This window comes from Streptomyces sp. NPDC016562, from assembly GCF_043076955.1.
Lineage (GTDB): Bacteria > Actinomycetota > Actinomycetes > Streptomycetales > Streptomycetaceae > Streptomyces.
Genome location: NZ_JBIBRZ010000006.1, coordinates 194,940 through 220,464 on the forward strand (window position 1 = coordinate 194,940; position 25,525 = coordinate 220,464).

Below are 25,525 nucleotides of genomic sequence, written 5' to 3' on the forward strand. Positions count from 1 at the left end.
GGGAGGGGGTTCGGGTCCCGGGCGGGACCCCTTCTGCGATGCGGATCAGCCACCGGCGCCCGGCACTTCCAGCCCGGCCGCCCCGGTGCGGCGGCCCCCGGGCAGCGCCCCCGGCAGCGGCGCGGCGCCCGCCCGCGGACCGGCCGGGCCCGGCGCGGCCGAGAGGGCCAGGTCGTAGATGTCCAGCAGGTGCCGGGCGCTGCGGGCGATGTCGTAGCGGCGGACCACCGGCGGCGGCGGCAGCCGGCGCGCACCGGCCTCCATGTGGCCGCGCAGCGCCGCGACCAGTTCCTCCGTGCCGGTGCCGATGCGCCGGGCGCCGGGGGCCTGGGAGGCGGGCAGGTCGTCGATGGCGGGGCAGGTGACGTGCAGGACGGGCAGTCCGGCGGCCAGCGCCTCCACGACGGCGAGCCCGAAGGCCTCCTCGCGCGACGGGGAGACGAAGACGTCCATGGCGGCCAGCAGCGCCGGGATCCCGGGGGTGCGGCCGTCCGCGCTGTCGCCCAGCGGGTCCCGCTCCCCCAGCAGGTGGATCCGGCTCTGCGCACCGAGCTCGGCGGCCAGCCGGCGCAGCCCCGCCCGCTCCGGCCCGTCCCCGGCGATCACCAGGTGGGCCCCCGGCAGCGCGGCCACGGCCCGTACGAGGACGTCGAAGCGCTTGCCCGGGACCAGCCGCCCGACCCCGCCGACCACGAAGGCCCGTTCGGGCAGTCCGGTCCGGGCCCGGGTGGCCCGCCGGACCCCTTCGTCGAAGCGGAAGCGGACGGCCTCGATCCCGTTGGGTACGACGTGGATCCGCGCGGCCGGCACCCCCCACCCCTCCAGCCGGGCGGCGACGGTGTCCGACACGGCCACGGTCGCCGCGCCCAGCCGCTCGCTGGCGAGGTACAGCGCCCGCACCCCGCCCGACAGCGGACGGCCCTCGATCTCGCCCTCGCCGAGGGAGTGCTCGGTGGCCACGGTCGCCCGGGTGCCCGCGATCCGGGCCGCGAGGCGCCCGTACACGCAGGCCCGGTACAGGTGCGTGTGCACGAGGTCGTACTGCCCGCGCCGGATGAAGCGCACCAGGCGCGGCAGCGCCCCCAGGTCCCGGTTGCCGCGCATGCCCAGGTGCACGACCCGCACCCCGTCGGCGCGCAGCCCCTCGGCCACCGGCCCGGGGTTGGTCAGCGTGAGGACGTCGCACCGCATCGGCAGGTGCCGCAGCAGCAGCCGCAGTTGCTGTTCCGCGCCGCCGACACCGAGCCCGGTGATGACGTGCAGGGCCTTGACCGTCTTCACCGGTGCACCGCCCGCCGCAGCTCGCGCACGCGGTGGCGCAGCTGCTTGACCCGCAGCCGCGCGCCGCCGTCGGCCTGGCTGACGTGCGTACGCGCCAGCGCGTGCGGGCCCGCGAGCCGTCCGGGGTCGATGGCGCAGGCGTAGCCGTATCCGGCGGCCCGGGTGGCGTCGACGACGCGGGCGTCGAGGTGCCCGTACGGGTAGCAGAACCCCTCGGGCAGGGTTCCGGTGAGCTCGCGCAGCAGGTCGCGGCTGCCCCGCAGTTCCTGCTGGAGCACGTCGTCGGCGGCCGCGGTGAGGTCCTGGTGGAGCAGCCCGTGCGAGCCGATCTCCTGTCCGGCGGCGGCGACCTCGCGGATGCCCTCGGCGGTGAGCAGGGACTTGCGGGGCCCCAGCGGGTCCCACACGTTGTCCACGCCGAGCCGCCCGGGCAGGACGAAGAGGGTGGAGGTGCAGTCGTAGCGGCGCAGCAGCGGAAGCGCCGCCTCCAGGAAGTCGGTGTAGCCGTCGTCGAAGGTCAGCCCGACCAGCCCGGCGCCCCGCCCGGCCGCGCGGGCCCGGAGCAGTTCACCGACCGACACCCCGCGCAGGCCGCGGGAGCGCAGCCAGCGCAGCTGGGTCTCCAGGGCGCGTGGGGTGACGGTGATCCCGTACGGGTCCTCGTCGGGCTCGGTGAACTCGGCGACCGAGTGGTACATCAGGACCCACGGCGAAGCGCTCCGGCGGGGTGGGACCACCACGGCGGCGGGGGCCGTGTCGGTGTCAGCGGACATTGCGGAACCTCTGCGTGAGCTGGGAGATCTGACCGGGCAGGGCGGTGACTTCGAGGGCGCGTATGGCCGTGCCGGTGGCCGCGAACATGGCGGGGACCAGCAGGCAGCCCAGGGCGGCGCTGAGCATCGGGTCGGGGATCTTCGGCCCGGCGATCCAGCCGGTCGCGCAGGCGGCGACGGCGGCCACGGCGAGCCGTCCGATGCTGACGGCGACCTGGCGGACCTGGATGGCGATGATCCGGGAGCCGAGGCCGGTGAGCAGCAGGGCGGCGGTCGTGGTGATGCCCGCGGCGTTGGCGGCGGCGATCCCGTAGGTGCCCCACCAGCCGACGGCGAGGGCTCCGGCCACGATGTTGACGAGGAGTCCGGCGCCCATCGCGAGCGCCGGGAACCAGGTGGGCCGGGCGGTCGAGAAGAAGGGCCGGGACAGCGCCCCGACGAGGCAGTGGCCGAGCAGTCCGAGCCCGTAGACCCGCATGACGGAGGCGGTGGCGAGGGTGTCCTGGCGGGTGAAGGCGCCGCGCTCGAAGAGGACCTGGATGATCTGGGGCGCGTACCCGATGACGAGCGCGGTCCCCATGAGCACGGCGAGCGAGGCCAGCGCGAGGTCCTGCTCGACGCGCCGCCGGGCCTTCTCGCGTTCGCCGCCGGCCATGGCCTGTGCGACGACGGGGAAGGTGACGGTGCAGATCATCAGGGAGAGCACCATCGGCATCTGCGCGACCTTCTGCGCGTAGTTCAGGTGCGAGATCGCGCCGGGCGGGAGGGAGGCGGCCAGGAACCGCTCGACCAGCACCTGTGACTGGCGGAAGACGGCGAAGAAGATCACGGGGGCGATGACCCCGAAGGCGATGAGGGTGGGGCGGTCGCGGTCGCGCTGGCTGCGCGGGGCGGTCCGCTTGGCGCGGCGCGCACCGAAGCCCACGTTCCGGATGAAGGCGGGCAGTTGGACGAGCACCATCAGCAGCCCGCCGACGGCGACGCCCGCGGCGGCGGCCCGCACCCCCCACAGCTGGTGCAGGGCCAGCATGGTCCCGATGATGCCGACGTTGTACGAGACGTAGATCGCGGCGGGCGGCACGAAGGACCGGTGGGCCCGCAGCGCCGCGCTGAAGTAGCCGGCGACTCCGAAGGAGAGCACGGTCAGGGCGGTCATACGGGTGCACTCGACGGCCAGGGCCGGATCGGGCAGGCCGGGCGCGAGCACCGCGACGACGGCCGGCGCGGCCACGACCAGCACGGAGGCGACGGCGGCCAGGAACACGACGAGCCGCGGCAGGGTCGCCCCGACGAGCAGCCGTACGGGGTCCTGCGCGCGGGCCTGGCTGCGGGTGAGCCCGGCGCGGCTGGCGGCCCGCCGGGTCAGGGCGTAGCTGAAGGCGGGCACCATCAGCAGCGCCATGGCGTCCTCGATCAGCAGCGTCGAGGCCATCTCGGGAACGGTCCAGGAGATGAGGAAGGCGTCGCTGTCGTGCCCGGCGCCGAAGAGGTGCGCGATGGTCTGGTCGCGCACCAGCCCGAACACCGCCCCGGCGGCGGTCAGTCCGGCGGTGACGGCGGCGGCCTTCGCCAGGAACCGCCCCAGCGGCGGGCCTCCACCGGAGCCGGGCCGGCTGCCGGGGCCGGCGGTCCCGCCTGCGCGGCGCGCGGGACGGAGCTGGTCGGCGCAGGGGCTCGCGGCCCGCGCCGCCAGCCGCACACTGCGCTTCCCGGAGGCCCGGCCGGGATACCCGGCCGAGCCGAAGACGGCCTGCCGTACGGCGGGCGCACCGTCCTGGCGTGACTCCGCCGCGGCCCCGCCCCGCCCGGGCAGCGCCCCGGCGACGAACCCGGGATCCGCCGCGGCCGGGACGCCGGGGACGGCGCGGCCCCCGGGCAGGTCCGCGCCCCGGCCGCCGCGCCCGGGCAGGGCGCCGCCCAGGGCACGTGCGGCGACACCGTGCTCCGGGGCGCCGGGGAAACGCGAGGGGCCCGGATCCGGGGCGCCCGGGACGCGGGCGGGGCCCGCCCCGGCCGGAGGGCCGGCGGCGGGCCGCCAGGGCGTGGTGTCCGTCACGGGCGAGCCGCAACCCCGGGGGCCCTACCCCGTGAACCCGCACCGGAGGCGACAGCCGGGTCCGGGACCCGGCGCGGTGCGCCCACACCCGCACCCCCACCGAGGGCCGGACCGGAACCGGAACCCAAGGCCCCCCGGGACGGCAGCGCCCACCAGGCCGCCAAGCCGATGATCACCCCGGTGAGGACCGTGGACGGGCCCCCGATGTCCGCGTAGAGGAAGTCCGTCAGCTGCCACACGAACAGGCCGGTCGCGATCAGCCCGCAGTCCCGCACGTCCGCCGCGCCGGAGGCGAGCCGCCGCAGACCCGCCACGAGCAGCGCCGCCCAGCCCCCCGCCAGCGCGGTCAGCCCGATCAGCCCCTGCTCGCTCAGGATCAGCAGGTACATGTTGTGCGGGGAGAGCAGCGGCTGGCGGACGTACGCCTGGCCCGCGCCCGCGGTGTCGCTGCCGGAGGAGAGCCCCAGCGAGGCGTGCCCGTCACGGTGCGCGGGGAAGCCCTTGAGCCCCACCCCCACCGCGGGCCGCTCCCGCCACATCGACTCGGCGGCGGCCCACATCGTGTAGCGGTCGGTCACCGACTGGTCGGGCGCACTGGACACCTGGGTGATCGAGGTCAGCCGTTCCGCGACCATCTCGGAGCCGACCCCGAGCCCGCCCACCAGCACCACCCCGGCGGCGGCCAGCGCGGCGAGCACCGTCAGCGCCCGTCGGATCCCGGCCAGCACCATCACCAGCACCGCCGCGCCCACCGTCGCGATCCACGCGCCCCGGCTGAACGACAGCACCAGCGGCACCACCAGCACCAGCGCGCAGCCCCCGGCGATCCGCCGGACCCGCTGCGGCAGCCCGGGCGCCAGCGCGGCGGCGGTCGCCACCACCAGCCCGTAGGCCACCACCGTGGCCATGCCCATGACGTCGCCGGGGCCGAAGGTGCCGACGGCCCGGACGTCCTCGCCCTGGTACGAGGCCCCGGTGTGGGTGGCGTACTGCACCACGCCCACCGCGCCCTGCACCAGCGCCAGGACCACGAAGCACCCGGCGGCCAGCCGGAATTCCGCGGCGTCGCGCACCAGCAGCACCACCGCCGCCGGAACCAGCACGAAGACCTGGAGGTAGCGCACGAAGCCGGGCAGGGCCGCGTACGGGTCCCCGGCGGTCATCGTCGCGACCGCGAGGCCGACGCCCGGCGCCCCGAGGACGAGCACGCCCAGCGGGGTCAGTTCCCGCACCCGGCCGCGCAGCGCCTGCACCGCGCAGACGAGCGCCAGCAGCAGCGAGGCGGCGTCGGCCGGGCCGACCTTCCCGGAGGTGGTCGCGTCGCCCGCGGGGAGCGGGGCGAGCAGGAGCAGCACGGTCGCGGCGAGCGGCAGCAGCGGCCAGTGCCGGCGCACCAGCCCCGGCAGGCCGAGGCCGGGCCGGGCCCGGTAGCCGGTGACGGCGAGGCTCATCAGCTGCCCCCCAGCCGGAAGCGGAAGAAGGAGGCCGCGGTGCGGGCGAGGATCCACAGGTCCTGCCACAGCGACCAGGTGTCGATGTAGTGGTTGTCGAAGCGGGCCCGGTCCTCGATGGAGGTGTCCCCGCGCAGGCCGTTGATCTGGGCGAGGCCGGTGATGCCGACGGGCATCCGGTGGCGGGCCTCGTAGCCGGGGTGGACGGTGGCGAACTTGGCCACGAAGAACGGCCGTTCGGGGCGGGGCCCGACCAGGCTCATGTCACCGCGTACGACGTTCCACAGCTGCGGCAGCTCGTCCAGCGAGGACTTGCGCAGGAAGGAGCCGACCGGGCTCATCCGCCGGTCCCCCGCGACCGTCCAGCGGGTGGCGGCCTCGTGCTCGTCGGCGCGCAGGGTACGGAACTTCAGCAGGGTGAAGGGGCGCCCGTAGAGCCCGACCCGCTCCTGCCGGAAGATCACCCCCGGCCCGTCCCCGATCCGCACGGCCAGCGCGCAGGCGGCCATCACGGGCGCGGCGGCGATCAGCGCGAGCAGCGCGAGCGCGGCGTCGACGACCCGCTTGACCCAGCGCTCCAGCGGCCGCGCCGGACGGGGCAGCAGGGGCTGTACGGCGTACCCCCACAGCTGGTCGCCCGGGTTCGCGAGGCGCATGCCGGTGATCTTGGCGGTGCCGGCGGGGTCGGCGAGCCACAGCCGGCAGCCGTGGTCGTGGAAGAGCCGGACCAGGGCGGCGGTGCGCTCGTCGGCCTCCGGGGGGCGCGTGAAGACCGCGTGCCGGACGGAGTTCTGGATGACCGCGCGCCGGACGTCCTCGTGGGTGGTGAGGAACGGCAGGGCGCCGGTGTCCCCTTCGCCCGGGAGGGTGCGGTCACTGACGGGGTCGGCGACCCCGACGGGCCGCAGCCCGAACTCGGGGCGGCCGTGCAGGGCGGCGGCCACCGCGCTCGCCCCGGCGCCGGGGCCGACGACGAGCGTGGAGGCGGGCCTGCGCACGGCCGCGCGGCGGTGGAGCTGGTTGGCGAGACCGCGTCCCGCGCACGCCAGTACGGTCTGGAGGCAGACGGCGGTGAGCAGCGCGCTCCAGCCCAGGGCGTGGGGCCGGTCCACGGCGGCCACCACGGCGGCCGCCGTGCACCACAGGACGGCGGACCGCCCGGCGAGTACGGGCAGTTCGAGGAGCGCGGAGGGGGCGAGCCGCGGCCGGTACAGCCCGGCCTGCGCGTGCAGCGCGCCGAGCAGGACGGGGAGCAGGGCGGCGGCCGGCAGCGCCGCCGCGGCGGGCAGCGCCGGTGCGGGCAGGGTCGCCACCGTGAGGGCGGTGGCCAGCGCGTCGGCGGTGAGCAGCGGGAGCACCCGGCTGCGGCGACGCGTCCGCTTGGGGCGGACGGCGGACCGTGCCTGGTCCGCCCGGGGCCTGCGCGGGGGGTGGATGGCGGTCGCGGAGCGGCGGGCCCCCGCGTGGGGCGCGGGGGCGAAGGCGCTGCCGCCGGCGGGCCCCGTGCCGCCCTGCCCGGTGTGCCGGGCGGGTGCGCTGTCCATCGTCATCGGCTGATGCGCTCCTGGTTCAAGGGCCGGGGCCTGCCCAGCAGTTCGTGGTACAGGCCGGTGACCGCGTCCGTGGTCCGCCGCACGTCGAAGTCGGTCCGGGCGTGCTGCCGGGCCTGCTCCCCGAGTTCGGCGAGGAGCCGCGGTTCGGCGAGCAGCCGGCCCAGCGCCTTGGCCAGCGCCGTCGGATCCTCCGGCGGCACCAGGCACAGGCGTCCCTGGCCGGGTGGCAGGCTCTCGCGGGCACCGCTGACGTCGGAGACCAGGACCGGGCGGCCACAGGCCATTGCTTCCAGCGGGGCGAGCGCCATGCCTTCCCACCGCGACGGCAGTACAACGAGATCGGCGGCCCGAAGCCACGGTCGGATGTCGGCGGCGGCCCCCGCGAAGAACACTCCGGGCGGTGCCGTGCGGCGCAGCCGCTCGGCGTCGGGGCCGTCGCCGACGAGGGCGAGGCGGGCTCCGGGCACGGTGGCCTGCAGCTCGGGCCAGGCCCGCAGCAGGACGTCCTGCCCCTTCTGCTGGCAGATCCGGCCCACGCACACGGCGAGCAGTCCGCCGTCCGCCGGGGTGCCCCGGAAGGCGGCGGGCAGCGACAGTTCGGCGCGGGCCCGGACCTTGTCGTGGTCGGAGTCGGGCGCGCCGGGGCGGAAGTGGTCCAGGTCCACGCCGTTGCGGATCACCGACCAGCGGGCGGTGATCCCCTCGCTCTCGCCCGCGCGGCGTTCGGCCTCGCTGACGCAGAGCACCCGGTCGGCCCAGCGGGCCCCGTACCGCTCCCAGCGCAGGGCGAGCGCGCCGGTGGCCCCGTCGACGGCGTCGAAGGACCAGGCGTGGGGCTGGAAGACGGTGGGTACGGCGCCGCGCGCGGCGAGCCGCCCGGCCAGTCCGGCCTTGGCGCTGTGGGCGTGCAGGAGGTCGGGCCGGACCCGGCGCAGCAGCGAGCGGGCGCCGAGGACCTCGGCGGGCAGCCCGGGTCCCGGGGAGCGGCCGGCCCGCCAGGTGAGCACCTCGGCCCCGGCCGCCCGTGCGGAGTCGGCGAGGGTGCCGCCCTTCGGGCAGCCGACGACGGTGCGGAAGCCCTCGACGGTCTGGGCGCGGACGAGGTCGGTGACGACCCTGGCCACGCCGCCGTCGACGGGTTGGACGAGGTGCAGGACGGTCGTGGGCTGTGCTGCCCGAGAATGTGTGGGCACGTGGAGTGGTCTCCTACGTTCAGCGGCGTGCGTCTGTCTGAACGAAGAGCACGCCGAGGAAATGACCCTGACTTTCGCCCGTGAACCTGAACTCCAGGCTGCGGGCGCCACCGGACAGGGCGGGACTCAGGTCGAAGACGTCCGCGTCATATCCGAGATTGTTCACGTGTTCGGGCTGTCGCACGAACGACTGATTTCCGAATTCCGTGATCGTGGAATTCATAACATCATTAAAAGGATTTTCTCCGTCGCTGAGGTTCACCCGGCGACCGCTGTCGGCCGTCACGGTGAGTGAGTCACCGAGGGTGCCCCGGTCCCCGTCGTACGCGACCACCCCGACCCGGCCCGCGGACCCGGCCGGCGCGTCCAGGCCCTCGATACGGACCGTCCCGTCACCGGACCGGGCGGCGAGCCCCTCGAAGCCGTCCCACAGCGAGATCCGGCGCACCGGCTCCTGCGGGTGCTCGTAGGCGACGACCAGCGTCCAGCCGCCCCAGGCGCCGACGTCCGAGTGCCCCATGGCGATGTTGAGCTGGGCGACCGTCCACATCCCGGCGCCGCCCTTGCGCACCAGCGGGGTCACGTCGGCGGACGCCTGGTAGGCGTCGCTGCCCGCGTCGGTGCGGTGGCCCATGACCGTGTCGGCGAGGACCTCCTTGTACGAGCCGCCCGGCTCGGCGACCAGCACCCTGCCGTTGTCCTCCGGCGGCTTCTGCTCGCCCACCCGCAGGTTCCCGCCCCAGTACAGGCGGGCGTACGAGACCTTCGCACCCTGCGGGACCTTGAGCTCGGCCCGGGTGGAGTTGTAGGTGTCCGGATCTTTGTCGACCTCGCTGTAGAACATCTCGAAGTCGCTGTTGACCCCCGCCGCGCCCTTCTTGACCTCGGCGCACGGCTCGGCCTGCGGGGACTCCTCCCGGCGGCAGCTGATGCCGGAGTTGGAGGCCCGTACCAGCCCGCCGTGCTGCACGGCCTGGTAACGCTGGGTGAAGGGAACCCGGGGCAGCTCCCTGGGTGCGGGAGCCGCCCCCCACGCCGCGGGGGCGTGGGCGGAAAGCGTGAGGCAGGACAGCAGACCGAGCGTGCCGAGGATTCTTCGGGAGGAACCCATGACCCTGTCTCCATTTTCGATCAGGGGAACAAAACAGGAGTGAACTTTGTCAGAAATCGGGCTGGAAATCACGTCGGACTCGCTCGTACGGCCTTTTGGGCGATGGCACACACCCCGGCAACGGGCGGGTCGTTATCACGTGCACCATTGTTCGACCGAATGGAAATGCGGAGTGTCCGGCACACCGGCGTGAACGCCTGAGCGTCAACCAGATGCCCGAAACGCCTGCATCCGGGTGAACCCACGCAACCCGGGGCGGGGGGGCGCCGTTGATCCAGGCGCTCCGGTACCAGGCAATCCTGCAAAAAAGGGACGACAATGATCAAGAAGATGATGGCCACGGCAGCGGTTGCGACCTCCGTCGTGGGCATGGGTGCCGCCATGGCCCCGCAGGCAATGGCCATCGGGAACGACAACGGCATCAACACCGTCAACGGCAACAACGCCGCGCAGATCTACGGCAACCAGGCCACGTACGGCAACATGAGCCCGCAGATGGCACTGATCCAGGGCTCCTTCAACAAGCCCTGCATCGCCCTGCCGGCCAAGGCCAACATCCAGTCGCTGGTCGGCGCCCTCAACATCGGCGTCCAGGACCTCAACCTCCTGTCCAGCCCGCAGAACCAGCAGTGCACCGAGAACTCCACCCAGGCCAAGGGTGACGAGGCCCTGTCGCACATCCTCAGCAACATCCCGATCCTCTCCGGCAACGTGTCCAGCGGCAGCTGACCGAAGGCCTGCCCGCGAGGCCGCCGCACCTTCGGGTCGCGGCGGCCTCGCCGCATTGGGGCGCTTCCCCGGCACCGCGGAAAGAGCGCCCCAAAACCCGTCCCCGAATTCGATCCGCGATTCGACCCGCGCGGTGGCGAATTCCCGGATCACTGCCGGAAAAGTGGCGGTTTCTTTTATCCGGACCACTCGTTGTTCATTGCGCAGTGGATACGCCTCTGCATGAAGGGAAGAAAAAAGAAATGATGCACAAGAAGGCAGTGGCGCTGACCGCCGGGGTTCTGATGGCGGCCGGCGCTGCCACCCCCGCCCTCGCGGACTCCGAGGCCGCGGGCACCGCCGTGGGCTCCCCGGGCGTCCTCTCCGGGAACGTGGTCCAGGTGCCGCTCCACATCCCGGTCAACGTCTGCGGCAACACCGTGAACATCATCGCGCTGCTCAACCCCGCGTTCGGCAACGTCTGCGTCAACGACTGACGAAGCGGTTGCGCCCCCACGGGCGCACCTCCTCGGGGTGGCCTCGGAGTGCACGGCGGTGCACTCCGGGGCCGCCTCCGATTCGACACCGGCGGGAGCGCCGGTAGACAGGGAAGGATCCATGCGACAGGTACTGAGCCGACAGGTTCTGGGCAAGGGCATGCTCACGGCTGCGGCCGCGTCGAGTCTGCTGTCGATCGCGGCCGGCGCGGCCTACGCGCACCCCGGAGCGAGCGCGGAGGCCTCGCACTCACCGGGTGTGCTGGCCGGTAACAGCGTCTCGGTACCGGTCACCCTCGCCCCGAACGTGTGCGGCAACAGCGTGGACGGCGGTGCGGCGCTCAACCCCACGATGGGCAACACGTGCGTCACCACGACCGGCACCCACGGCGACGGGGACCACGCGTACGAGCGCTACCTCAGCCCCGAGAACGCCGAAGCCCTGAAGCGCTACCTCGACGAGCACGAGGAGCGCCAGGAGGAGCAGGAGCCGCAGGAGCGTCCGGGGCCGCGGCACGCGGTGCCCGAGCAGCGCCACGGGTCGCCGGGCCTCGAAGAGCAGCGGCAGGAGGAGCCCCGGCGCGACGGGCCGCGGCACGCCAAGCCGCGCGTCGAGGAGGAGCGCCACGAGGGCGGCTACGGCGGCCCCGGCGGGGAGGAGCGCCCGGAGGAGGAGTGCGACGACCACCCCGGATCCGCGCCGCCCCCGCCGGAGCACCACGCCCCGCCCGCCCCCGACCGGCCGCACCCGATGCCGCAGCCGGTGGAGGAGCACCCCGCCCCGCTGCCCGCGCCGGCGCCCGGGCCCGAGGCTCCGGTCCACGAGGCACCCGCGCCCGAGGCTCCGGTCGAGGAGGCTCCCGTCCCGCTCCCCGCCCCGGCCCCGGCCCCGGTCGAAGAGGCGCCCGCGCCCCGGCCCCCGCACGGGAGCCAGCCCGTGGAGCACCCGGCCCCGGCGCCCGAGGTCGTACGTCCGGGCGACCAGCCGCCGGCCGCACCGGCCGGTGACGTCCCCGTCCACCTGCCCCCGGCACCGGCCCCGGCCCCCTCCGCGGCGCCTGCGCCGATGCCCGCTCCGGCGCCCGCTCCGGCGCACGTGAGCGCGCCCGTGCTGGCCGAGACCGGAGCGGGCCAGTCCGCGGCCGCGGCGGCCCTCGCCACCGCCCTGATCCTGGGCGGCGCCATTTTGTACCGGCGGTCACGTATCGCCTGACCGGCAATACCGGTAATCAGAAGAAATATCGGCCGGAGAATCCCTCGTCGGATTCTCCGGCCGCTGTCATGCCCGCGCTCCTCAGGTGCGTGCGTCCGCGTTTCCGTAGCGGTGGGGAATCGTTACCCAGGGCGAAAGTGGCGCGACGGTCGCCACGGGAAAAGGATTTCGATAATGAAGCTCACGAAGGTCGCCGCTGTCGTCGTCGGCTCCGTCGCCGCCCTCGGCGCCTCCTCCTCCGCCTTCGCGGCCGAGCCCCAGGCCGCGATGCCGCCCATGAGCCTGACCGGCGGGGTGACGGAGACGCTGAACGCCGTCGCACCCGTCACCGAGTCGCTCCCCCAGACGGTCGGCAACGGGCTGGCCGAGCAGGGCGAGACCGTCAACAAGGTCGTGGGCACGGCCCAGAAGGTGAACAAGATCCGCAACGACGTGCCCGGCACGGTGCTCGGCCTCGCGAACGGCGCCACCCAGGCGTCCCCGATGCTCGGCGGCGTGAAGCTCAACGGCGGCCAGGGCTGAGACCGCCCCAGCTGATCACGCACCGCACACGACTGTGGGCGCCACCGGCGAGGCCGGGGCGCCCACAGTTGGGTGGTGCGGTCGACGTCAGTCGTTGACGCAGACGTTGCCGAACGCGGGGTTCAGCAGACCGACGATGTTCACGGAGTTACCGCAGACGTTGACCGGGATGTGCACCGGAACCTGGAGCAGGTTGCCGGAGAGGACGCCGGGGGAACCCACGGCCGCGCCCTCGGCCGACGCGTCGGCGGCGGCGGAGCCGGCGGCACCGGCCGCAGCGATACCAGCGGTGGCCAGGACCAGGGCTGCCTTCTTGGCAGAGTTCATGGGAAGTGCACCTTCTGTTCGACGTTCTGCCCCGAATCCGGGGCTCACACCGAGCAGAACGGTTCAGCCTCCCACGACGACACGGGTCCCCGCGAGATGAGACCTATTCGGACCAATCCGCGTCACCCCTTGGCGTGTTCCACCCGCCCGGAGCCCTGGGGAAGGTCCGGGATCTCGGGGATCTCGACGTCCGGGATCTCCGGGATCTCGGGCACGGCGTCCACCGGCGGCACGAGGGGGGTCGCGGGAAGCTCCGGAACCACCCCGTCGACCGGCGGGAGCTCCGGCAGCTGGGGGATGAGGTCGGAGAGGTCGGGCAGGCCGGGCAGCTCCGGGAGTTTCGGCAGCTCGATCGGTGGCAGCGTCACCCCGTCGGGCAGCAGGCCGCCCACCGTCGCGAGGAGGCCCTGGAGCGTTTTGCTGAGGCCCGCGAGGAGGTCGTCGATCGGGCCGGCGGCCGCGGCGCGCTTCTCGATCTTGTCGACCTGCCGCTGGACGGACGCCACGCGGTCGTTGACGGCACCGGCACCCGCACCGTCCGCGGCGACCGCGGGGGCGGCCGCGCCGGACAGTATGACGACTGCGAGGGCCGACGGGACGAGGAGGCGGGCGCGGGAGGGCTTCGTGCGGTGCATGGAGATTTCCTTTTGGGTGGGGACACGCGAACTGATGGGGACACGCGAACGGACCCGAACGATCCGCTTCCTCACCCACCGTGCGAACACCTCACACGGACCGCAACCGGACGTGAGCGGCTGGGGGCTGCGTACGGGCTTCGCGCACGCGTCCGCAGGCCGCTCACCCGGGCCGGGGAAAACCTCGCCCCGCACAGGCCGTTTGAGTGAAGCACCGGAACCAACCCCGTGTCGGCGCAGTTGACCAGGGCGCTCCATCAGCGGGCACTCGTGCGACAAAAGGATCAAGATGTTCAAGAAGTTCATGACCGCCGCCGCGGTTTCCGCCGTTGCGGTCGGCGCGGGCGCCGCTGCCGCGGCCCCGGCGATGGCCATCGGCAACGACAACGGCGTCAACACCGTCAACGGCAACGGTTCCCAGCAGATCTACGGCAACCAGAAGACCCACGGCGACATGAGCCCGCAGCTGAGCCTGGTCCAGGGCACCCTGAACAAGCCCTGCATCGCCCTGCCCTCCAAGGTCAACGTCCAGTCGCTGGTCGGCCTGATCAACGTCGGCGTCCAGGACGTCAACGTCCTCTCCAACCCGCAGAACCAGCAGTGCACCGAGAACTCCACCCAGGCCAAGGGCGACGAGCCGCTCTCCCACATCCTGGACAACATCCCGGTCCTCTCGGGCAACCTCTCGGCCGGCAGCTGATCTCCTCCCCGGCGTCGAACGCCGTGGTGATGTGACGAGGGCCCCGGCAGCGTCCAGCTGCCGGGGCCCTCGTGCGTGCGGCCGTCAGGAGGTCCAGAAGTCCCACCACCGAGTGAGGACGAGCATGGCGATCACCCCGATGTGCAGGGCGGGCGGGGCCCAGCCGAACTCGGTGAAGAAGCCCCGCAGCGGGCCGGGGGCGGGGAGCGCGCCCGTACGGACGTTGTGCGCGGTGACCGCCCAGAACATCAGCAGGGTCGCCACCCAGGCCAGGCAGCACCACAGGCAGAGCGCGTTGATCTCGTAGAGCGACTGGACCATCAGCCAGGCGCAGAAACCGGTGCCGAACAGCGTGCCCGCGTTCAGACCCAGCCAGAACCAGCCGCGGTAGCGGGCACCGGCCAGGATGCCCGCGCCGACGCAGACGACGACGGCGTACGCGGCCAGCCCGAGCATGGGGTTGGGGAAGCCGAAGACCGCCGCCTGGTCGCTCTTCATGACGCTGCCGCAGGAGACGACCGGGTTGAGGCTGCAGGCCGGCTTGAAGTTCGGGTCCTCCAGCAGGAGGAACTTGTCGAGGGTGATCACCCAGGAGGCCAGGAGCCCGGCCGCCCCGGTGAGCACCAGGAGCCAGGCCAACCCCCTTGGGGCCGGGGCCGGTTCGCCCTCGTGTCGACTGCCGGGCCGTCCCTGTTGCCGGGGGACGCCCACTGTATTCGTTGCCATGTGGCCCATAGTCCCGCGCTCCACCACAGAGCAGGCCGAACCATGCGCATCCGTACGCAAGTTGACCTGAAGGGGTGGCGGGAACCTCCGATGCTTCCCGGACGTTTTACCGAACCCCGGACGTGATGTCAGATCCAGGGGTTACGTTGAGCTTCCGCGAAGTGACAAGCTGCGACGGCCTGGAGACCCACCTTGAGCGATCCGTACGAGACAACCGAGGCGCACCTCGACCGACTCCTCGGCCGCGCCCTCAACTCCTACGACCTGCCGGACCGGCTGGTCGAGCGCCTCGGTACGGCGCTCGCCCACAGCTCGTCGCTCTATACGACCCACCACAGCCCGGCGACGGGGATCTGGCGGGAGACCCACCGGCACACCTACCTGCTGACCGACGGCGGTTCGGTCTCGCTGTGGGAGCTGGCGTACCGGCTGGAGGGCGACCGGGCGGTCCGGCACGAGGTCTTCGTGAGCAAGGCGGAGACCTGCCTGGCCGTGGCGCGGCTCTTCGGCGAGGCCACCGTGGGCGCGGCCGCCGATCCGGTGCTGCTGCCCGGCGAGGAGGAGCCGGAGAGCGACATGACGGCGCTGAGCGTGCTGTTCGCGGGCTCGGCGCCGGTGCAGCGGCACCGGGACTACGCGGTGGAGCAGTCCGCCGACCACGCCCGGCGCGTGCTGCGCCGCGCGGAGAACGCGGACCGGCCCGGTGAGCCGGTGGCGACACGGCTGCGGTCGGCGTACGCGCACCAGATCACCCAGGCGTTCGGCGGGCGGCAGAGCCTGTCCGACGGCCGGGACGCCGGTTTCAGCCTGTACGAGCACGCCTTCGTCCTGCTGGACGGCAGCGAGCTCAGCCTGTGGGAGGTCGAGCACACGGTGACGCCCGACGGGCGGCACATGTGCGAGGTGTACGAGAGCGAGTGCGCCGCGCGCGAGGCCATGGAGCTGCGCGCCCGGGTGAGGTGACGCCCCGGGCAGCGCGCGGGACGTGGAAAACGGCCATGCCCGCCCATGGAGGGCGGGCATGGCCGTCAGCTGGGGTCCAGCCGGCCGGGACTAGCCGACCGGGACCTTTTCGGCGGTGGGCTCGGCCGAGCCGGCGTGCTCGGAGCCGCCCTCGCGCTGCTCCATGGGGATGGCCTTGCGCGGCAGCATGAACATCACCGCGAAGATCACGACCAGGACGGCCACGACCCACCACAGCGCGCCGCGGAACGCCTCGACGTACGGCGGGCCGAAGACCAGGTCGTCGTCGATCAGCCCGAAGAAGACCACGGAGGTCAGGGCGAGACCCAGCGCGTTGCCCATCTGGCCGGTGGTGTTGATCAGGCCGGACGCGGAGCCCGCGTGCTCGCGCGGCACCTCCGACAGCGTGGTGTCGTTGAGCGGGGCCACGATCAGGCCCATGCCGACGCCCATGACGACGAGCGGGGCCGCCATCTGCCAGGAGGCGATCGCCATGCCGTAGTGCTGCGACTCCCAGATGTAGAGGAGCAGGCCCGCGGCCATGGTGAGGGCGCCGGCCTGGAGCACCTTGCGGCCGAAGCGCGGTACGAGCTTCTGGACCGACAGGCCGGCGGCGACCGAGACGGCGATCGAGAAGGGGATGCCGGTGGAGCCGGCCCGCAGGGCGCTCCAGCCGAGGCCCATCTGCATGTACAGCGTCCAGACCAGGAAGAAGATGCCGGTCGCGATGCCGAAGGTGAGCTGGACGGCGATGCCTCCGGCGAAGCTTTTGACCTTGAAGAGGGAGAGCTCGACGAGCGGGGAGCCGTCCTTCTTGATCTTGTACTGCTCGTAGGCGAGGAACGCGGCGAAGACGAACGGCGACAGGCCCATGCAGACGAAGCCCCACAGCGGCCAGTCGTTCTCGCGGCCCTGGGTCAGCGGGAAGATCAGCATGACTAGGGCGAGGGTCGCCAGGACGACGCCGACGAGGTCGAGGCGCAGGGCCTTGGGGGCCTTGGACTCGGTGATGAACTTGCGGCCGAGGATGACGCCGGCGATGCCGACCGGCAGGTTGATCAGGAAGATCGGGCGCCATTCGAGACCGAAGAGGTTCCACTCGGTGAGCAGCGCGCCGAGCATCGGGCCGGAGACGGCGCCGAGGCCGACGATGGCGCCGAACATGCCGAAGACCTTGCCGCGCTCGTGCGGCGGGAAGGTCACGTGGATGATCGCCAGGACCTGCGGGACCATCATGGCCGCCATCGCGCCCTGGAGGATGCGGGAGGCGACGAGCATGCCCGGATTGGCGGCGATGCCGCAGAGCAGCGAGGCGGCCGTGAAGCCCGCGATGCCGACGAGGAACAGGCGCTTGCGGCCGTAGATGTCACCGAGACGGCCGCCGGTGATCAGGCCGGCGGCGAAGGCGAGGGCGTAGCCGGCGGTGATCCACTGGATCGCGCTGGTGGAGGCGCCGAGGTTCTCGCGCATGCTGGGGATGGCTATGTTGACGATCGTGACGTCGACCAGGTCCATGAAGGCGGCGGTCATCACGATGGCGAGCGCCAGCCAGCGGCGGCGGTCGGTGGGCGAGGCGGGCCCGCCGTGTACGGGCCCGTTCTCTCTTTCGGGCGATGTCATGGACGACGTCTCGGTGCTCATGAGGAGAAACCTAGACGGGATATAGGTCAGGGCGTGTCCGCTTTCGCTGGCAACCTGGATCGCATGACCGATACCCCGGCACGGCTGCTCTCCCTGCTGTCCCTCCTCCAGACCCCGCGCGAATGGCCCGGGAGCGAGCTGGCGCAGCGGCTGCGGGTGAGCCCGCGGACCATCCGGCGTGACATCGAACGACTGCGGGACCTCGGCTACCCGGTGGAGGCCACCCTGGGCGCGGAGGGCGGATACCGGCTGGTCGCGGGGGCGGCGATGCCGCCGCTGCTCCTCGACGACGAGGAGGCGGTGGCGATCGCGGTGGGGCTGCGGGCCGGGGCCGGGCACGCCATCGAGGGGGTGGAGGAGGCCTCCGTACGGGCCCTCGCGAAACTGGAGCAGGTCCTGCCCTCGCGGCTGCGGCACCGGGTGAGCGCGCTGCAGTCGGCGACGACCGCGCTGACGCGGGGGGACGGGGCGCGCGTGGACCCGCAGACGCTGACGACGATGGCGTCGGCGGTGGCGGGGCCGGAGCGGCTGCGGTTCGCGTACCGGGCGGCGGACGGGGCGCCGTCGCGGCGGCTGGTGGAGCCGTACCGGCTGGTGAGCACGGGGAGCCGGTGGTACCTGGTCGCCTACGACCTGGAGCGCGAGGACTGGCGCACCTTCCGGGTGGACCGGGTGACGGAGCCGTTCGCCACGGGGGCCCGGTTCACGCCGCGCGAACTGCCGGTGGACGCGCAGGAGTTCGTGCGGCGGGGGCTCGACGCGCGGGGCGCGGAGCGGTACGTGGTGGAGGTCGCCTTCACCGCGGGGGCCGAGGAGCTGCCGCAGTGGCTCCGGGCTGCGGCCCTGCCGGGTGAGGGGCCGCAGACGGTGGTCCGCTTCGAGAGCGGGGACGCGCCGGAGTGGACGGCGGCGCGGCTGGCGCTGATCGGCGTCCCCTTCACGGTGCGGGAGCCGGCGGAGCTGCGCGCGGCGGCGCAGGCGCTGGGCGCGAGGCTGGCGCGGGCCGCGGGGCCGGCGCGGGCCTGAGCCGCCGGACACCCCGGCCCCCGGGACGCGCGGGGAGCCCCGGCGCCTGGGGGGATAGGCACCGGGGCTCGTCTGGGGGCTGTGCTCGGGCCTGGTCAGGCCACCGCGTCGAAGCCCGTGTCGCGGGCCATCCGCTTGAGCTCCAGCAGGGCGTGCTTCTCGATCTGGCGGATCCGCTCGCGGGTCAGACCGTGCTGCTTGCCGACCTCCGTCAGGGTCCGCTCGCGGCCGTCCTCGATCCCGTACCGCATCTTGATGATCGACGCGGTGCGCTGGTCGAGCTTGCCCAGCAGGTCCTCCAGCTCCTCGCTGCGCAGCAGGGAGAGGACGGACTGCTCCGGGGAGATCGCGGAGGTGTCCTCCAGCAGGTCGCCGAACTGCGTGTCACCCTCGTCGTCGACCGACATGTTGAGGCTGACCGGGTCGCGGGCCCAGTCCAGTACGTCGCCGACGCGCTTCTCCGTCGTGTCCAGCTCGGCGGCGATCTCGGCGTGCTCCGGGTCGCGGCCGTTCTCGCGGTTGAACTCGCGCTGGACGCGGCGGATCCGGCCGAGCTCCTCGACCAGGTGGACGGGCAGGCGGATGGTGCGGGACTGGTCCGCGATGGAGCGGGTGATCGCCTGGCGGATCCACCACGTGGCGTACGTGGAGAACTTGAAGCCCTTGGCGTAGTCGAACTTCTCCACCGCGCGGACCAGGCCGGCGTTGCCCTCCTGGATCAGGTCGAGGAGGGGCAGACCGCTGCGCGGGTAGCGGCGGGCGACGGCCACGACGAGGCGGAGGTTGGAGCGGATGAAGACCTCCTTGGCGCGCTCGCCCTCGGCGGCCAGCGCCTCCAGCTCCGCGCGCGGCAGGCTGTCCCCGTCCCGCTCTATCGCACCGTCGAGGATCTGCTGGGCGTAGACCCCCGCCTCTATGATCTGGGAGAGCTCCACTTCCTTGGCGGCGTCGAGCAGCGGCGTGCGCGCGATCTCGTCCAGGTACATGCCGACCAGGTCGCGGTCTGCGATCTCTCCGCCCGCAGCGCGGGCGCTGCTCGTGGATTGACGACGGGCGACGGCGCGGGTTGCCATGCGTGCTCCCTTGCGATGAGTTCGGTCGCGGTGTGGCTCGGTGGTGCGTCCCGGGACACTCTCCCGAGTGCCCGCTTCTGAAGGAAACAACGACTGGAATCGGGACAGAATTCCCACACCGTTGTCCATTTTTCGAGATCTTGCAGTACCCTGCCCCGCCACGAGCGGGACCTGGACCGCAGGAACCCGAAGAAAGGCAGGTCAGACCCCCTCCGGAACAGCGCCGCCGGGGCCGCGCTCCCACCCCGGAAGACGGCCCCCGCCGCCTTCTGGTTGCCTGGGGACCTCCCTAGCCGAACTGGAGGGAGCGCTTGGACAGGCCCATCCAGAAGCCGGTGACCGGGTCGCGGCGGGCCGTGAGGTCGCCGGAGGCCTCGGCCGCGCCGAGGGTGACGAAGAGCGGCGCGAAGTGTTCCGTACGGGGGTGGGCCAGGCGGCCCGAGGGGGACTTGGCCTCGAAGTCGAGCAGGGAGTCCAGGTCGCCGGAGGCGAGGGCCTCGTGGCCCCAGGCGTCGAACTCCGCCGACCAGACGGGCACGCCCGCGTGCCGCAGCGCGGCGAGGTTGTGGGTGAAGAAGCCGCTGCCGACGATCAGGACGCCCTCGTCGCGCAGCGGCGCGAGCTTGCGGCCGATGTCCATCAGGCGGCGCGGATCGAGGGTGGGCATGGAGATCTGCAGGACCGGGACGTCGGCCTGCGGGAACATCTCGACGAGGGGGACGTACGCGCCGTGGTCCAGGCCGCGGTCCGGTATGTCCTGGACCGGGGTGCCGGGGCCCTGGAGCAGTTTTCGGACCGAGGCGGCCAGCTGCGGGGCGCCGGGGGCCTCGTAGCGCACCCGGTAGTAGTGCTCGGGGAAGCCCCAGAAGTCGTAGACCAGCGGCGTCCGTTCGGTGGCGCCGAGGGCGAGCGGGGCCTCCTCCCAGTGGGCGGAGACCATCAGGATCGCCGAGGGGCGGGGCAGGTCCGCGGACCAGGCGGCCAGCTCGCCGGGCCAGACCGGGTCGTCGGCGAGCGGCGGGGCCCCGTGGCTGAGGTAGAGCGCCGGCATGCGGGCGCCCTGCGGGCCGGGGCCCGCGGGGGTCAGGGGTGCGGGGGCGGGGGCCTGGGTCATGGGGCGCTCCTCGGTCGTCGGGACGGGGTCGCCACTCACAGACTAACCCCGCTTGGTTCAAATTTGAACCAAGCGGGGTGGTCAGTCATTCCCGTGCGGGGACCGCCCTCAGCGGGCGATCAGCGGGCGATCAGTGGGCGATCACCGGGACCTTCAGCTCGGCGTCGACGCCCTCGCCGGCGGCCGCCGGACCGCCCATGTTCGGACGGCCGGTGTTGATCAGCGTCACGGCGATGGCCGCGGCGGCGACCAGGATGCCGACCGCCCACCAGATGGCGGAGGCGTAGCCCTCGACCATGGCCTGCGCCTGGACGAGCTGGCCCGCCGGGCCGCCCGCCGCGGCCTCGGCCGCGTGGTCGCGCAGGTACGCGGTGGTCGCCGAGGCGGCGATCGTGTTCAGCAGGGCGGTGCCGATGGCGCCGCCGACCTGCTGCGAGGTGTTGACCATGGCGGAGGCGACGCCGGCGTCGGCCGGGTTCACGCCGTGCGTGGACAGGGACATGGCCGGCATGAACGCCGTACCCATGCCGAGGCCCAGCAGCAGCTGCGCCGGCATGATCAGCGCCGGGTAGGAGGAGCCGACCTCCATCTGGGTCAGCATCAGCATGCCGGTGGCGGCGACCAGGAAGCCAGGGCCCATCAGCAGGCGCGGCGGGACGCGGGTCATCAGGCGGGCGCCGATCTGCGTGGAGCCCACGATCATGCCCGCGATCATCGGCAGGAAGGCGAAGCCGGTCTTGACGGGCGAGAAGCCCTTCACGACCTGGAGGTAGTAGGTGAGGAAGAGGAACAGGCCGAACATGGCGATGATCGCCAGGCCGAGCGAGAGGTAGACACCGCCGCGGTTGCGCTCCAGCAGGACACGAAGCGGCAGCAGCGGGGACTTCACCTTGGACTCGACGAAGACGAAGGCCGCGAGCAGGGCCACCGAGGCGACGAACATGGTGACCGTCACCTCGTCGGACCAGCCGGCCGACTCGGCGCGGGTGAAGCCGTACACCAGGGCGACGAGGCCGAGGGTGGACAGGATCACGCCGGGGATGTCGAGCGGAGCGCGGTTGCGGGAGCCGGCGGGCTCGCGGATGACCAGCCAGGCACCCACGGCCGCGACGATCGCGAACGGGATGTTCACGAAGAAGGTCCAGCGCCAGTTGAGGTACTCGGTGAGGAAGCCGCCGAGGATCAGACCGACGGCGCCGCCGCCGCCCGCGATCGCGCCGTAGATGCCGAAGGCCTTGGCGCGCTCGGTGGCGTCGGTGAACATGACCGCAAGCAGCGACAGGGCCGCCGGGGCCAGCAGGGCGCCGAAGGCACCCTGGAGCGCGCGGGCGCCGAGCATCATGGCCTCGCCGTTCGCGGCGCCGCCCAGGGCGGAGGCCAGGGCGAAGCCGATGAGGCCGACGATGAAGGCGTTCTTACGGCCCCACTTGTCGGCGATGCGGCCGCCGAAGAGGAGGAGTCCGCCGAAGGCCAGCGCGTACGCGGTGATGACCCACTGGCGGTTTCCGTCCGAGATGCCGAGGTCGGTCTGGGCGGAGGGCAGGGCGATGTTCACGATGGTGGCGTCGAGGACGACCATCAGCTGCGCCAGGGCGATGAAGACGAGCGCCTTCCATCGGCTGGGATCGGCGGACAGCGGCGGTATCGCGGCTGTTTTTGACATGGGGGTACCCACTTCACTGTGCGGAATGACTGAGCGGAATGGCTAAGCGGAATGGCTGAGTGCGGAAGGAGTGAAAAATCCTGAAAAAGACTATGAGGGGCGCATGGGTCGGGTCACATGGTTTTCCGCCTCAGGTCGTCCAACGTCGCTGCTGAGCCCGGCAGTTCGGAGCGGGCCGGGGCCCGCAGACCGTCGAGGAAGAGCTGAAGGTGACGGTGGGCGAAGCGGTCGACCTCGGGGCAGGCGGTGCCCGGGAGGGGACGGCTGAGCTGGGACAGGGCGACCATCAGGTCGCCGGCCCCGATGTCCGTGCGGATCAGTCCGGAGTCCTGCCCGGCGGCCAGCATGGTTTCGACGGCCGACTCCAACGCGGTGCTCGCCGCGAGGAGTTCGGGGTGATCACGGTCGAAGCCGTCGGAGAGCATGGGGCACAGGGCGCCGATCCGCTCGTCGATCGCGGTGTGCGTGAAGCGGCACAGCGCGGCGAAGGCGTCGGGCTCCTCGGCGAGGGAGGCCTCGGCCGAGGCCGTGACCCGGTCCATCACGAAGAGCACGACGTGGCGGACGAGGGTGGGGCGGTCGGGGAAGTGCCGGTAGAGCGTGGCGTTGCCGATGCCGGCCCGGCGGGCGACCTCGTCGAAGGGGGCCGTGGAGCCGAATTCGACGAAGGCCTCGCGGGCCGCCGCCAGGATCCGCTCGCGGTTGCGGACCGCGTCGGCGCGCGGGCGCGGGAGCCCGCTGCCGCGCGGAGGGCGGGCGGTGGTGGCGGTGGCGCGGGTGGCGGCTGCCCCGGGCGCGCCCGAGCCCGGCGCGGCGGTGGCGGTGGCCGCGGTGGCGGCCCCGGCCGTCGTCGCGGGCGTCCGCGTCCGGCCCCCGGCCGCCCCGCGGGCGGTCGGCGGCGCCGGAGCGGTGGTGGGGCGCTTCATTCCGGGGCCTCCCTGGCGCCGAGATCCGTACGGCCGCCCGAAGCGGGGAGCCGGTCCCCGCTTGCGGCGACTCTCATCCAAACGGGGATCCCGTCCCCGGTTATTTCACTCGCCCGTGTGACCTGAGTCACCGCCCCGTTCCCGTTCGGCCTCTCCCGGCGCGCGGCCGCGCCGCGCCCGTCGGAGGGTGACGAACAGAGCGCAGACCGGGCAGGGCCGGCTGCCGCGGACCCGAAGGCGATCTCCATGCCGCAGACCCGCCACCGGATACGCAGACCACGCCGCACCAGCGCGTTCATCGCGCTCACCGCGCTGGCCCTCGGCGTCACGGCGACCGCGAGCGACGGGATATCCAGCCGCGGGCATTCGGCGGCGGGACCTGCGGCCACGCCCGTCGAATCGGCGCTCGCGCCCTGCCGGATCGCCGGCACGATGGGCGTCCAGATGTCCGAGGGCCTGCCGACGCCGCCCGGGTACTCGCGCTCGACCGGCGAGGTCCGGGCGCTGAACCTGATGATCGACTTCCCCGACGCCAAGGGCGAGGGCACGGCGCTGGACCGGCTGGCGGAGTTCTTCCCGCAGACCGCCGACTGGTTCCGCACCAGCTCCTACGGGCGGCTCACCTACCGCGCCGAGGCGCCGATAAGGGCGTGGCTGCGGATGCCGATGCCGTTCGCGGCGTACGGGATCGACCGCGGGTCCCCGTACGACCCCGGGTACAAGCAGCTCGTCGAGCACATCGCGAAGGCCGCCGACCCCGAGGTGGACTTCAGCCGGTACGACCTGATCAACATCCTGGTCACGCCGAACGCCGGGCCGTCCGCCCTGGACACCGTCCTGTCGGTGACCTTCTCGGGCAACGCCGACGCGCCGGTGGCCGACGGGGTGCCGCTCGCCAACACGTCCTTCGTCTTCAGCCGTCAGGACGACGGCTCCGGCACCTACCGGGAGACCGGCTACCGGGTCCTGCCCCACGAGAACGGGCACGTCTTCGGACTGCCCGACCTCTACACCGCCGACGGCGGGAGCACGGTCGGGCACTGGGACATCATGAGCGAGGACTGGGGCGCCAACAACGACCTGATGGGCTGGCACAAGTGGAAGCTGGGCTGGCTGGACAGCACGCAGATCAGCTGCGCGTCGAAGTCGGGCACGAGCGACCACGTCCTGTCCCCGCTGTCGGTGCGGGGTGGCACCAAGCTGGCCTTCGTACCGCTGTCGGAGAGCGCCGGGTTCGCGGTGGAGGTGCGGACCCGGGCGGGGAACGACGAGGCCGTCTGCAAACCGGGCGTCCTCATCTACAAGGTGGACTCCGACGTGGACACCGGGCACGGCCCGGTGACGGTGTCGGACAGCGCGGACGCGAGCGGCGGCTGCACCCGGCGGCCGAACGTGCACGCCGAGCTGTCGGACGCGCCGTTCCGGCCGGGCGAGACCTTCACCGACGAGAAGTCGGGGATCAGCGTCTCGGTGGTGGGTGAGCTGCGCAACGGGAGCTTCCAGGTCCGGATCACCAGGCCGTGAGCCGGATCGGCGGCGAGGGCGGCTGGGGGGCCGGACGGCTGGTGGATAGGGGTCTCAGCCTTCCTCCGCGAGGGCGCGGCGCAGGACGTCCGTGACCTCGGAGCGGTGTTCGGGGGCCAGGAGGAAGAAGTGGTCCCCGTCGAAACGGCGCACCCGGCACGCGCCGGTGGTGTGACCCGCCCAGCCGTCCAGCGGCTCGTGCGGGACCAGGGGGTCGCGCGTTCCGCCCAGGACGTGGAGGGGCGCGTCGATCCGTACGTCCTCGAACCCGACGGCGGCTTCGCGGCTGAGGGCGATGTCCGCCCGCAGGACCTGGGTGACGCGCTCCAGCATGGCCGGATCCTGCATGACCCAGTCCGGCGTACCGCCGTTGTCCCGCAGCAGCCGGACCGCGTCCTCGTCGGTGGTGGTCGCGTGGGCGAGGCGCCGGGACCGCCCGGGCATCTGGCCGCTGACGACGGCCGCGCGGCACTGGGGGCCGAGGAGGCGCGCGGCGTGGGTGGCGAGGAGCGCGCCGAGGCTGTGGCCGAAGACCACCGTGGGGAGCGGGTCCCGTACGAGGACCTCGTCGGAGACGGACTCCAGCACCTGGTCGAGCCGGCAGCCGGGAGTCTCGCCGAAGCGGCGTTCCCGGCCGGGCAGCGACAGCCCGAGCACCTCCACGTGCGCGGGCAGCGCCTCGACGAGGGGGAGCAGGATGTTGGGGCCGGCCCCGGAGTGTGGGAAGACCAGGAGACGCACCCGGGGTGCGCCGGCGACCGCGGCTGCCGGCTTGCCGCGCAGCGACGGCCACCAGGTGGCGGTGGAAGGGGAGTTCGCTGATATCACGCGGTCAGCCTAGGCAGGGGG

General features: G+C 73.1%; 24 protein-coding genes. 8 read left to right on the forward strand and 16 right to left on the reverse strand.

Features of this window, described 5'->3' with window-relative positions:
* Positions 1–45 precede the first annotated feature (45 nt).
* The 7 genes from ACF059_RS24490 to ACF059_RS24520 are packed head-to-tail and all read right to left on the reverse strand — an operon-like array spanning position 46 to position 9,418.
* Positions 46–1,281 carry a glycosyltransferase gene (locus ACF059_RS24490; RefSeq protein WP_392060716.1) on the reverse strand — a complete coding sequence of 412 codons (1,236 nt, stop codon included), beginning with the start codon at positions 1,279–1,281 and terminating at the stop codon, positions 46–48.
* Positions 1,278–2,054: a polysaccharide deacetylase family protein gene (locus ACF059_RS24495; RefSeq protein WP_392060719.1), complete on the reverse strand. Its 777-nt coding sequence runs from the start codon at positions 2,052–2,054 to the stop codon at positions 1,278–1,280. The genes ACF059_RS24490 and ACF059_RS24495 overlap by 4 nt, the downstream gene beginning before the upstream one ends.
* The gene (locus tag ACF059_RS24500) at positions 2,044–4,110 is read right to left on the reverse strand and encodes a lipid II flippase MurJ (protein WP_392060722.1); all 2,067 of its coding nucleotides are present in this window, start codon (positions 4,108–4,110) and stop codon (positions 2,044–2,046) included. The genes ACF059_RS24495 and ACF059_RS24500 overlap by 11 nt, the downstream gene beginning before the upstream one ends.
* A complete protein-coding gene (locus ACF059_RS24505; RefSeq protein WP_392060725.1) occupies positions 4,107–5,561 on the reverse strand; it encodes an O-antigen ligase family protein in 1,455 nt (484 codons plus the stop codon). The genes ACF059_RS24500 and ACF059_RS24505 overlap by 4 nt, the downstream gene beginning before the upstream one ends.
* Positions 5,561–7,111 carry an exopolysaccharide biosynthesis polyprenyl glycosylphosphotransferase gene (locus ACF059_RS24510; protein ID WP_392060728.1) on the reverse strand — a complete coding sequence of 517 codons (1,551 nt, stop codon included), beginning with the start codon at positions 7,109–7,111 and terminating at the stop codon, positions 5,561–5,563. Before ACF059_RS24510 ends, ACF059_RS24505 begins: the two co-directional genes overlap by 1 nt.
* On the reverse strand, positions 7,108–8,307 hold the full coding sequence (locus tag ACF059_RS24515; RefSeq protein WP_392060731.1) for a glycosyltransferase: 1,200 nt from the start codon (positions 8,305–8,307) through the stop codon (positions 7,108–7,110). The genes ACF059_RS24510 and ACF059_RS24515 overlap by 4 nt, the downstream gene beginning before the upstream one ends.
* A 19-nt stretch (positions 8,308–8,326) precedes the next feature.
* Positions 8,327–9,418 carry a DUF3344 domain-containing protein gene (locus tag ACF059_RS24520; RefSeq protein ID WP_392060734.1) on the reverse strand — a complete coding sequence of 364 codons (1,092 nt, stop codon included), beginning with the start codon at positions 9,416–9,418 and terminating at the stop codon, positions 8,327–8,329.
* 318 nt (positions 9,419–9,736) lie between these two features.
* On the opposite strand from ACF059_RS24520, the gene ACF059_RS24525 reads away from it, so the two are divergent.
* From ACF059_RS24525 to ACF059_RS24540, 4 genes are all read left to right on the forward strand, one after another.
* Positions 9,737–10,147, forward strand: a complete 411-nt coding sequence (locus ACF059_RS24525) for a rodlin (RefSeq protein WP_392060737.1) — start codon at positions 9,737–9,739, stop codon at positions 10,145–10,147.
* 242 nt (positions 10,148–10,389) lie between these two features.
* Entirely contained in the window at positions 10,390–10,623 is a 234-nt protein-coding gene (locus tag ACF059_RS24530; protein ID WP_392060740.1) for a chaplin, read from the forward strand.
* A 121-nt stretch (positions 10,624–10,744) separates the two neighbouring features.
* The gene (locus tag ACF059_RS24535) at positions 10,745–11,836 is read left to right on the forward strand and encodes a chaplin (RefSeq protein ID WP_392060743.1); all 1,092 of its coding nucleotides are present in this window, start codon (positions 10,745–10,747) and stop codon (positions 11,834–11,836) included.
* Positions 11,837–12,010: 174 nt separating this feature from the next.
* Entirely contained in the window at positions 12,011–12,358 is a 348-nt protein-coding gene (locus tag ACF059_RS24540; protein ID WP_361939154.1) for a hypothetical protein, read from the forward strand.
* Positions 12,359–12,445: 87 nt separating this feature from the next.
* Here ACF059_RS24540 and ACF059_RS24545 read toward each other — a convergent pair whose 3' ends face one another.
* Positions 12,446–12,685, reverse strand: a complete 240-nt coding sequence (locus ACF059_RS24545) for a chaplin (protein WP_361939157.1) — start codon at positions 12,683–12,685, stop codon at positions 12,446–12,448.
* Positions 12,686–12,807: 122 nt separating this feature from the next.
* Positions 12,808–13,320, reverse strand: a complete 513-nt coding sequence (locus ACF059_RS24550; RefSeq protein WP_392060747.1) for a hypothetical protein — start codon at positions 13,318–13,320, stop codon at positions 12,808–12,810.
* 289 nt (positions 13,321–13,609) lie between these two features.
* Between ACF059_RS24550 and ACF059_RS24555 the strand changes: the two genes are divergently transcribed.
* Positions 13,610–14,020: a rodlin gene (locus ACF059_RS24555; protein WP_392060750.1), complete on the forward strand. Its 411-nt coding sequence runs from the start codon at positions 13,610–13,612 to the stop codon at positions 14,018–14,020.
* 84 nt (positions 14,021–14,104) lie between these two features.
* Here ACF059_RS24555 and ACF059_RS24560 read toward each other — a convergent pair whose 3' ends face one another.
* Positions 14,105–14,746 (reverse strand): vitamin K epoxide reductase family protein, encoded by a 642-nt coding sequence (locus ACF059_RS24560; protein ID WP_392060753.1) that lies wholly within the window; start codon positions 14,744–14,746, stop codon positions 14,105–14,107.
* A 192-nt stretch (positions 14,747–14,938) separates the two neighbouring features.
* On the opposite strand from ACF059_RS24560, the gene ACF059_RS24565 reads away from it, so the two are divergent.
* A complete protein-coding gene (locus ACF059_RS24565) occupies positions 14,939–15,709 on the forward strand; it encodes a DUF6227 family protein (protein ID WP_392060755.1) in 771 nt (256 codons plus the stop codon).
* Between the two features lie 90 nt (positions 15,710–15,799).
* Here the strand turns inward: ACF059_RS24565 and ACF059_RS24570 are convergent, their stop codons facing one another.
* On the reverse strand, positions 15,800–17,329 hold the full coding sequence (locus ACF059_RS24570) for an MFS transporter (RefSeq protein ID WP_392061219.1): 1,530 nt from the start codon (positions 17,327–17,329) through the stop codon (positions 15,800–15,802).
* A gap of 84 nt (positions 17,330–17,413) precedes the next feature.
* Between ACF059_RS24570 and ACF059_RS24575 the strand changes: the two genes are divergently transcribed.
* Positions 17,414–18,376, forward strand: a complete 963-nt coding sequence (locus ACF059_RS24575) for a helix-turn-helix transcriptional regulator (protein WP_392060758.1) — start codon at positions 17,414–17,416, stop codon at positions 18,374–18,376.
* Positions 18,377–18,471: 95 nt separating this feature from the next.
* On the opposite strand, the gene ACF059_RS24580 is transcribed toward ACF059_RS24575, so the two are convergent.
* From ACF059_RS24580 to ACF059_RS24595, 4 genes are all read right to left on the reverse strand, one after another.
* Positions 18,472–19,449 carry a sigma-70 family RNA polymerase sigma factor gene (locus ACF059_RS24580; RefSeq protein ID WP_360891239.1) on the reverse strand — a complete coding sequence of 326 codons (978 nt, stop codon included), beginning with the start codon at positions 19,447–19,449 and terminating at the stop codon, positions 18,472–18,474.
* Positions 19,450–19,738: 289 nt separating this feature from the next.
* A complete protein-coding gene (locus tag ACF059_RS24585; RefSeq protein ID WP_392060761.1) occupies positions 19,739–20,563 on the reverse strand; it encodes a dioxygenase in 825 nt (274 codons plus the stop codon).
* Between the two features lie 130 nt (positions 20,564–20,693).
* On the reverse strand, positions 20,694–22,226 hold the full coding sequence (locus ACF059_RS24590) for an MFS transporter (protein WP_392060764.1): 1,533 nt from the start codon (positions 22,224–22,226) through the stop codon (positions 20,694–20,696).
* 113 nt (positions 22,227–22,339) lie between these two features.
* Positions 22,340–23,152, reverse strand: coding sequence for a TetR/AcrR family transcriptional regulator (locus tag ACF059_RS24595; RefSeq protein ID WP_392060766.1), 813 nt, complete (start codon positions 23,150–23,152; stop codon positions 22,340–22,342).
* Between the two features lie 246 nt (positions 23,153–23,398).
* Here ACF059_RS24595 and ACF059_RS24600 point away from each other — a divergent pair, with 246 nt between their 5' ends.
* Complete coding sequence (locus ACF059_RS24600) at positions 23,399–24,676, forward strand: M6 family metalloprotease domain-containing protein (protein ID WP_392060769.1); 1,278 nt, start codon at positions 23,399–23,401, stop codon at positions 24,674–24,676.
* A 54-nt stretch (positions 24,677–24,730) separates the two neighbouring features.
* Here ACF059_RS24600 and ACF059_RS24605 read toward each other — a convergent pair whose 3' ends face one another.
* A complete protein-coding gene (locus ACF059_RS24605; protein ID WP_392060772.1) occupies positions 24,731–25,504 on the reverse strand; it encodes a thioesterase II family protein in 774 nt (257 codons plus the stop codon).
* Positions 25,505–25,525 lie beyond the last annotated feature (21 nt).